Origin of the sequence: Microbacterium marinilacus (genome assembly GCF_019753765.1) — a bacterium.
Taxonomy (GTDB): Bacteria; Actinomycetota; Actinomycetes; order Actinomycetales; family Microbacteriaceae; genus Microbacterium; species Microbacterium marinilacus.
On record NZ_JAIJZW010000022.1, the window covers coordinates 1 to 7345 of the forward strand.

Sequence of the window (7345 nt, forward strand, 5' to 3'; positions counted from 1 at the left end):
CCACAAAGCCGCACTGCCCCTGGCAGAACGGCAAGGCCGAGCGCTTCAACCGCACCATGCAGGAATACTGGGCCTACCGCGCGCCTTACGCCTCCAACCAGCACCGCGCCGACGCGCTCGCCCCCTGACTCGAGCACTACAACTACGCTCGACCACACACCGCCTGCGGCGGCCAACCCCCGATCAGCCGAGTGTCACCAACCTCATGACCGAGTACAACTAGCTGTTGCCGAGCCCCCACTCCCTCGGGCACTTCCCCGGCGTTCCGCGCGGCTCCTACGGCCGTCCCGATCGCGATGTGATCAGGGTGGCCGGTGAGCCCATCGGAACCAACAATGAGGACCGCGGCGACACGGGTGGCGCATGTGATGCGTCCCGATCTCGGGCGCTGTCGATCTGGTTAGCGCTGGCTGGCGCAGGACTGCACCTCTTCGAGAGCGTGCTGTGCGACAGTGGCGAACTCGACGGCGGCGTTCGATCGGCTCCAGCGCTCCAGCGCAATGCTCGAAGCGAGTGCGCCGAGTTCGGCCGCCACACGCGCGGTGAGTTCGGCGACTCCTCGTCGTTTGAGCGCTTCGACCATGGAAGTGGTCAGGCGAAGGTTTTTCAGTGCTTCACGCTCCTGGAGCTCGGGATTGGCGGTGATCACGGCCTGTCGTCGCGCGATGAATGACCGACGCGGAAGGGTGAAGAGCGCCGCACCGGCCGCGTCGAGCGCGCGTGCGATGGCCTCGAGCGGGGTGCTCCCTTCGGGGGCCTCGGCTATCGCGTCGGTGAGCCAATCATCTGTCTCGGCTCCGTGGAAGAGCACCTCCCGCTTGTCTTGGAAGTGCCGGAAGAAGGTCGTCTTTCCCAGGCCGGCCCGCTGCGCGATATCGATGACGCTGGTCTGCTCGTAACCTCTCTCGGCGAAGAGTTCGAGGGCGGCCTGAGAGAGCCGTTCCGCGGTGTTCGGTTCCCAACGGGCCATAACGCCAGCCTACGGGACTTAGTCCCGTAGGCTGATAAAGTGATGGAACCAAGTACCGTCACTTGTTCGGCGTTGTCTCGATGAAGAGGCCGCAAGTGACTAACCGAACGAAAGAGAACCGGGCATGAAACGCATCCAGTACAACGAGTACGGCGGCCCCGAGGTGATGACACTCGAACACTTCGAGCCAGCATCCCTCCGCGCCGACGAGGTTCTCATCCGCGTCCGCGCCGCCGCCGCCGCCAACCCGATGGACTTCGGTATCCGATCCGGGGCCATGAAGGTGGTGACCGGGCGTCAGTTCCCTCGTGCGACGGGATACGACTTCGCCGGAGTCGTCGAAGCGATCGGCGGCAGCGTCACCCGGTTCCACGTGGGGGACGAGGTCTTCGGCGGCACGCCCATCAAGTCGGCGGGCGCATTCGCCGATGTGGTGATCGCTCAGGAGAAAGGCATCGTCCACAAGCCGGCTGGGCTTTCCTTCGAGGACGCGTCCGCCCTCCCGACACCCGCTATCACCGCGCTTCAAGCGCTGTTCAAGGCGGGAAGGATGCAACCTGGGGACAGGGTGTTCGTGCATGGCTGCCTCGGCGCCGTCGGCCGTGCCGCAGCGCAGATCGCTGCCGCACACGGTTCCACTGTGGCAGGAAGCTGTCGCGCCAACTCCAGAGACGAAGCAGGCGAACTGGGTATCGACCCGATCGTCGCCTTCGACTTCGACCCTGCTCCGTTGCACGGAGAGTTCGACATCGTGTTCGACACGGCAGGAACGCTTCCTGTGCAGGACGCGCGCGCCATGCTCAAACGAGGCGGTCGCATCGTCAGTACCCAGCCGACCCCGGCGAACCTCATCAAGAGCTTCTTGCCCGGTCCGTACCACGCGGTCATCGCTCAGCCCATCACTAAAGACCTCGAACAGATCGCAGCGGACGCGCGCTCGGGGAAGCTCAGACTCCCTATCGCCCGCACCGTTCCGCTCTCGGAGGCGATACCCGCCCTGACGGATCTCGAACAGAACAGGCTGGGCAAGCGCGGCAAGCTCGTCATCGTCCCGGACTGAACGAACCAGCAATGCACCCGTCGACGGCGCGGCGCTTGGAGAAAAGGCATCGTTCTTGACGGTCGGTCGAGTCGCCGGCGGTACAGCCAGCCGACGCAGCGGGCCGCACACGCCCAGCCGGCCTGTGAGGAAGGACGGCGGGCGGTTCGATCATCCGGACCGCCCGCCGCAGGATGAGTTCTCAGCGCCCGGGGAGGTTGTTCAGCGCTTGGGAGCGGGCGGCGAGGAGCTCGGCGTAGGTGTCGTCATGTTCGGCCCAGCGGAGGGTCTTTGCACGCTCGACCACGATCTCGTTCGGGGTCGGGTTCTGGGTCAGCTGTCCGAGGACCTCGTCGAGGAAGTCGCCCATCGGCAGCGCGTTGGGGTTGAGCTTCTCCTGGCCGGCGTTGGCGACGGCCGGCGGGACCAGCTCGGTCACGGTGATGCCTGTGCCGGCGAGGTGCGCGCGCAGCGACTCCGTGTAAGAGTGCACCGCGGCCTTCGACGCGCCATAGGTGGCCATCAGCGGGAACGGCAGGAAGCCGATGCCGGAGGAGACGGTGATGATGTCACCGGTGGCACGGCCGAGCAGGTGCGGGGTGAACGCGTCGATCACGCGGATCGTGCCGAGCAGGTTCACCGCGATCGTGGTCTCGGCCTGGGCGATGTGGCCCGGGTCGCGCAGGTCCTCGGTGAGCATGACGCCCGACATCGTCACGATCACATCGAGCTCGGGATGCGTCGCCAGTACCTCATCGCGAGCGGTGAGGACCGATGCGGGGTCGGTCACATCGACGCGGACGGTCTCCAGGCTCTCGACCTGCTCGGTGTTGCGGCCTCCGACGATGACGGTGCTTCCGGCGTCCACGAAACGCTGCGCGAGGGCACGGCCGATTCCCGTGGTGCCCCCGACGATCAGGACGGTCCGTCCGCTGATGTCCATGTTTGCTTCCTTCTCGTCTGTTGTCCGGCCGTTGGCCGGGTCGTCTTCGTGCGGATCGATCACCGGCACATCTCGATGCTCGGCCGCACCGTAGATGGGAGGAAGGTCCCCGCTGATCCACGTAGTGACAGGGCACCTCTCGGTCGGCGAGGAATGGCTACCGTTGATCTCATGGACGGCGCCAACGACAATCGGCTCGGGGAGTACCTCGCCGCGCGCCGTGCGCTGGTGACACCCGAGCGGGCCGGCATCCCCGCCGGGTCGCGGCGCCGCGTCCCCGGCCTGCGGCGCGAGGAGGTCGCACTGCTGGCCGGTATCAGCGCCGACTACTACTTCCGCCTCGAGCGAGGCCGCGACAAGAACCCCTCCTCGCAGGTCCTGGAATCCCTCGCCCGCGTCCTGCAGCTCGACGAGGTGGAGGCCGAGTACCTGATCAGCCTCGGAAGCCCCCGACCGCGTCCCCGCCGCGCGCGGGCAGCACACCCCCCTGAGCGCGTGCCGGCCCGGCTGAAGGACCTGCTGGCGGCGCTTGACACCCCCGCGTTCATCGAGAACCGCTACTTCGACGTCCTCGCCGCCAACCCCCTCGCCACCGCGTTCAGCCCCCGGCTCGTGCCCGGGAACAACCGGTTACGGTCCCTGATGCTCGACCCCGCCGAACGCGACTTCCAGCAAGACTGGGACGGCGCCGTCGACGAGTTCATCGCCTCCTTCCGACGCTCCCTCGGCGATGACACCGCCGACCCTCGCGCGATCGAGCTCGTCGGCGAGCTCTCCCTCGGCAGTGCACGCTTCCGCGCACTCTGGGCCCGGCACGACGTCCGGCAGCTGCAAGGAGGAACCGCTGCGGTCAACCACCCGGCCCTCGGCGCGCTGCGCCTTCATCGCGAGAAGATGCCCGTCGGCGACCTCATTCTCGTGCTCTACTACCCCGCCGAAAACAGCGCCGACGCCGACAAGCTCAGCCTCCTCGCGTCCCTCGGCGCCGCGACCTGAGGGGCACGGCACGAGGCCCGCCACGACGATCTAGCAACACGCCCTAGGACACGTCGCGCAGTGCAGCGGCGAGTCGACGGCGAAGAACAGATGGGTACGGGACGTCATTCTGTGCAGATCGTTCTTATCGGACGCCGGTGGATCACGGGGTGGCAGTCGCGAACACTTGACCAACGCGCGCCTGGGTCACAAGAGAAACTCATCGCCCTCTGCCCAGGCTGCGATGGCCTTATCCAGCCGCCGACGGGTGACCCGTGTCTCCACCATCAGGTCGCCCTTCGTGTACAACGCCACTGTCATGCTGCTTGAATCTCCAGATTCCGGCGCATCCGTGAGCATGATGAAGCTGCCGCGGCTCCGACTCAGGACTTGAGCGTCCGGACGGAAGCCATCCATGCCTTCGCCGCTGGTGAGGTGGGTGATGGTGAGGTACTGCCGTCGACGACTCGGCCTGTAGTACTCGTGCACGTGCATCCGCGCGGGGTAGTCGCCCCCGTAGTCATCACCGCTCGCTGGGTCAGCCGTTGCAGTGCTCATGCCGTCCTATGCGTCGACGACCGGACGACGGACGGTCGCTCGACAGGACCTTCTAGCGGGCGAGCAATTGGTTCTCGCCATGGGCGGCGCACACGCCAGGGCGGACCGCGCATACACAGCCCATGTGGTCTCTCATCTCGCGCCCGCCGCGTCCGGGTCGCCGTTGTCTCCTGATCCCGCCGCCGCGCCAGGTCGACAGGTACTGCGCGACCGCCTCCCCGACTTCAGGGAAGAGGGGCGCCCATTACGCGATGTCCGCGAGCTGCGCGGCGGTCTCACCTCGAAACACGTCGCGTTCGACCCCGCCACAGGCAAGCGGGTCCGCTCCACCCTCACCGGCAGCGTCACCATCCCGCCACAAGTCGACATCGTCAAACACCTCCAACGCCACCCCTGGGGAAGCGAGGCCTGGGTGAAGGCCTACGGTCAGCGCAACCACGTCGAGTCCTCGAACAAGCACCTCAAGGACGGCCGGTTCACCGACCTCGGCGACCCTAAGAAGCGCGCCGGTCGCGGGTACGCTTTCCAGTTCCTCGCGAGCTCGATCGCCGTCGTCGCCAGCAGCATCCGCCGCATCGTCACAGCACTGCGACGCAAAGCACGCGAAGCACGCGAAGCAACGACACCGAAGACAAGGAAGCCACGCCGCCAGCTCGCACCGGTGAGAACTGCAGTCGTGGACCCCATCGACGCTGTCGGGACGCGCGGGGCACCGCCGGGCTGACAGCAGCGGCCGCGCAGCCGACACGAACCGAACAGACGAACGAGAACCCCGCAAGGGGCTACTCGTCGTTCACGGGGAAGGTGATCTGAGTAGCAGCGCGGGTGCTGACGAATACTCCGGGGAGCAGAACGAAGCGGCGGCCGCCTCGATGTCTCGAGACGAGCCGCCGCCCGTGTATTTCATGAAGTGCACCGGGGTGAAAACCTGAAACACCCCTGTGGGGTGATTCACGAAATCCCCGAGCCCTACTCCCCGCTGGCTTCGCATCGCGGTCTCCACATCTTTTTCCGCGCTAAGCGGTCGGTTTTTCCAGGGCCCGCTCTCGATCGGTGTTCTTGCGCGGTTTCTGCCCGTCCTGGCGGTGGCCCTTCCCCTCTATGCGTCGAGGCGCGCTGCCCCCGCCTCAGACCGACATGATCCTGCGTCAGCCGCAACCAGGTTCGGGCGATACGGGGGCTCCGGCGGGACGCCTGTATGTACCGTCACCCGGGCGCCGAAGCACGCGGTCAGGGCTCACGAGCTTCGCCCACGGCCAACCCCCGAAAGCAGTCGCGCTGGTTACTCACTACCGCCTTTGGTGGCGCAAGACTCGCCACGCCAAGAGCGAAGCAGACAGCAGCACGCCGGCAAGACCCACGCAGAGCCAGAGCGGGCTGGCTCCGCTCGACACCGCGCCGAGCTCGCGACCGACCGCGATCAGGCATACCAAGAGGACTGCGGCGACTCCCCACCAGGGACGGGCGAGGACGTCGAGAGAACGTCGAAGGCGCTCTCCGAACGTTGATTCGCGAGAGGACTCATGTTGAGGACCGCTGCCGGACCTCATCGAACGTTCCCTCCATCCTCGTGTCGTAGAGATCGCCGCGACCACTCCGAAGCCGGTAGAGGGCCAGAGGCCTCCCGATGAGATGTCGCGCGAGACCACCGGCCGGCATGCAAGGTTCCGCACCCCAGGCATGGGATAGCCGGCAGACTACTTATCTCCGCGCTCTTTCCTTCTCTTCGCGAAGGCCAAGATGCTGACAGCGACTCCGAGTGGTACGCCAAGCACTGCCCACGAACCGAGGCGCCCAACTTCTGGACTCGCGCCGAGAGATATGAAGATCATGGCTGCGATCGCGAAAGCGATCATGAAGAGTCCCAGCCCGAGGTAGGCCTTCCAGGACGACTGGTCACGCATGTTTGTCTCCGGGGTGCTCAAGGCGCGAACGGATGGAGCCGCCGTGTCGTGAGGTCCTAGATTCCACGCTCACCCACCGTGCAATCAGTCCTGCAGCAATCGCGTCGCGACTGGTCGAAGGCACCTGACTGACCCCAGGGCCGCACGCTCATGTGATGTCGCCGCGCCACCTGCGTCGAGCCTTTCGTGTGTTCGAGAGGATGAAGACTAAGACTGACAGGCAGATCACGACCACGCTCGCCACGATCAGGTTCCAGCCGGCGGACTCCAGACCAGAGGTTCTCAGCATGGAGAGCGCGTACAACAACCCCAGCACTCCCAAGACGAGGAAACCTCCCGGGACGACAAAGCGCAGCCAAACTTCAACGGCTTTCTCGAGTCGCGTACGCATCCAGCAGTCCTCCTGTTTCTTCGGTCGGGCGCTCATCCGCCGAGCAGATTGTCGACCGTGACGCCGACGAGCGTACAGAAGAGGCCGACCGCGATTCCGCCTGCGGCGCCGGTCGTGACCGAGGCCGCACCTGTAACTGCTGCTCCGGCGTAACAAAGCAACTCACCACCGAAGCCCCACCCGAGGGCCACTGCCCGCTCCGGAGTGATCGCCCCAGCGAGGGCGTCACCGAGATCACTACCGTCCATCCAGGCGTTGATAGCTACCAGCGCGAGGTCGAAGAGAACCCCCGCCGCAGACAGTCCTGAAGGGTCGCTGTAGTTGATGGGGTTCGAGATGGCGTAGGCGTACGGATTCGATTCCTGTCCGCTGGGGTCCATCTGCGTGAACCGGCCGAGCCCGGTGTCGTAGTAGCGCGCGCCTAGCTTGTAGACGCCTCGGAGCCTGACCCGCTTTTCCGGACGCCAGCTTTGAGGCGATGATCGTCTCGGAAGGAGTCCGTGAGATGCCTGCTGCCCACCCGCCGGAGTTCCGGCGTCGAGCCCTGGATCTTGTCGCCCAGGGC

At 65.9% G+C, this 7345-nt stretch carries 7 protein-coding genes and 1 pseudogene; 4 read left to right on the forward strand and 4 right to left on the reverse strand.

The window, feature by feature from the left end; all coding sequences use genetic code 11:
- Nucleotides 1-209, forward strand: a pseudogene (locus K5S26_RS18900) (integrase core domain-containing protein); the annotation flags it as partial.
- 191 nt (nucleotides 210-400) lie between these two features.
- Here the strand turns inward: K5S26_RS18900 and K5S26_RS18330 are convergent.
- Entirely contained in the window at nucleotides 401-970 is a 570-nt protein-coding gene (locus tag K5S26_RS18330; protein WP_221860921.1) for a TetR/AcrR family transcriptional regulator, read from the reverse strand.
- A 124-nt stretch (nucleotides 971-1094) separates the two neighbouring features.
- Here K5S26_RS18330 and K5S26_RS18335 point away from each other — a divergent pair, with 124 nt between their 5' ends.
- A complete protein-coding gene (locus K5S26_RS18335) occupies nucleotides 1095-2030 on the forward strand; it encodes an NADP-dependent oxidoreductase (RefSeq protein WP_221860923.1) in 936 nt (311 codons plus the stop codon).
- 181 nt (nucleotides 2031-2211) lie between these two features.
- On the opposite strand, the gene K5S26_RS18340 is transcribed toward K5S26_RS18335, so the two are convergent.
- Complete coding sequence (locus K5S26_RS18340; RefSeq protein WP_221860925.1) at nucleotides 2212-2952, reverse strand: SDR family oxidoreductase; 741 nt, start codon at nucleotides 2950-2952, stop codon at nucleotides 2212-2214.
- A gap of 153 nt (nucleotides 2953-3105) precedes the next feature.
- Between K5S26_RS18340 and K5S26_RS18345 the strand changes: the two genes are divergently transcribed.
- Nucleotides 3106-3948 carry a helix-turn-helix domain-containing protein gene (locus K5S26_RS18345; RefSeq protein WP_246604249.1) on the forward strand — a complete coding sequence of 281 codons (843 nt, stop codon included), beginning with the start codon at nucleotides 3106-3108 and terminating at the stop codon, nucleotides 3946-3948.
- A 186-nt stretch (nucleotides 3949-4134) separates the two neighbouring features.
- On the opposite strand, the gene K5S26_RS18350 is transcribed toward K5S26_RS18345, so the two are convergent.
- Nucleotides 4135-4485: a hypothetical protein gene (locus K5S26_RS18350; protein WP_221860927.1), complete on the reverse strand. Its 351-nt coding sequence runs from the start codon at nucleotides 4483-4485 to the stop codon at nucleotides 4135-4137.
- On the opposite strand from K5S26_RS18350, the gene K5S26_RS18355 reads away from it, so the two are divergent.
- Complete coding sequence (locus tag K5S26_RS18355; protein WP_221860929.1) at nucleotides 4484-5209, forward strand: hypothetical protein; 726 nt, start codon at nucleotides 4484-4486, stop codon at nucleotides 5207-5209. The genes K5S26_RS18350 and K5S26_RS18355 overlap by 2 nt on opposite strands.
- Nucleotides 5210-6812: 1603 nt before the next feature.
- Here the strand turns inward: K5S26_RS18355 and K5S26_RS18360 are convergent.
- A partial coding sequence (locus K5S26_RS18360; protein ID WP_221860931.1) for an RHS repeat-associated core domain-containing protein occupies nucleotides 6813-7345 on the reverse strand: 533 nt, incomplete at its 5' end.

Excerpts from the sequence above, each read along its gene's own strand:
- K5S26_RS18330 (WP_221860921.1), bottom strand. The coding sequence starts at position 970 with ATGGCCCGTTGGGAACCGAACACCGCGGAACGGCTCTCTCAGGCCGCC.
- K5S26_RS18335 (WP_221860923.1), top strand. The coding sequence starts at position 1,095 with ATGAAACGCATCCAGTACAACGAGTACGGCGGCCCCGAGGTGATGACA.
- K5S26_RS18340 (WP_221860925.1), bottom strand. The coding sequence starts at position 2,952 with ATGGACATCAGCGGACGGACCGTCCTGATCGTCGGGGGCACCACGGGA.
- K5S26_RS18345 (WP_246604249.1), top strand. The coding sequence starts at position 3,106 with ATGGCTACCGTTGATCTCATGGACGGCGCCAACGACAATCGGCTCGGG.
- K5S26_RS18355 (WP_221860929.1), top strand. The coding sequence starts at position 4,484 with ATGCCGTCCTATGCGTCGACGACCGGACGACGGACGGTCGCTCGACAG.
- K5S26_RS18350 (WP_221860927.1), bottom strand. The coding sequence starts at position 4,485 with ATGAGCACTGCAACGGCTGACCCAGCGAGCGGTGATGACTACGGGGGC.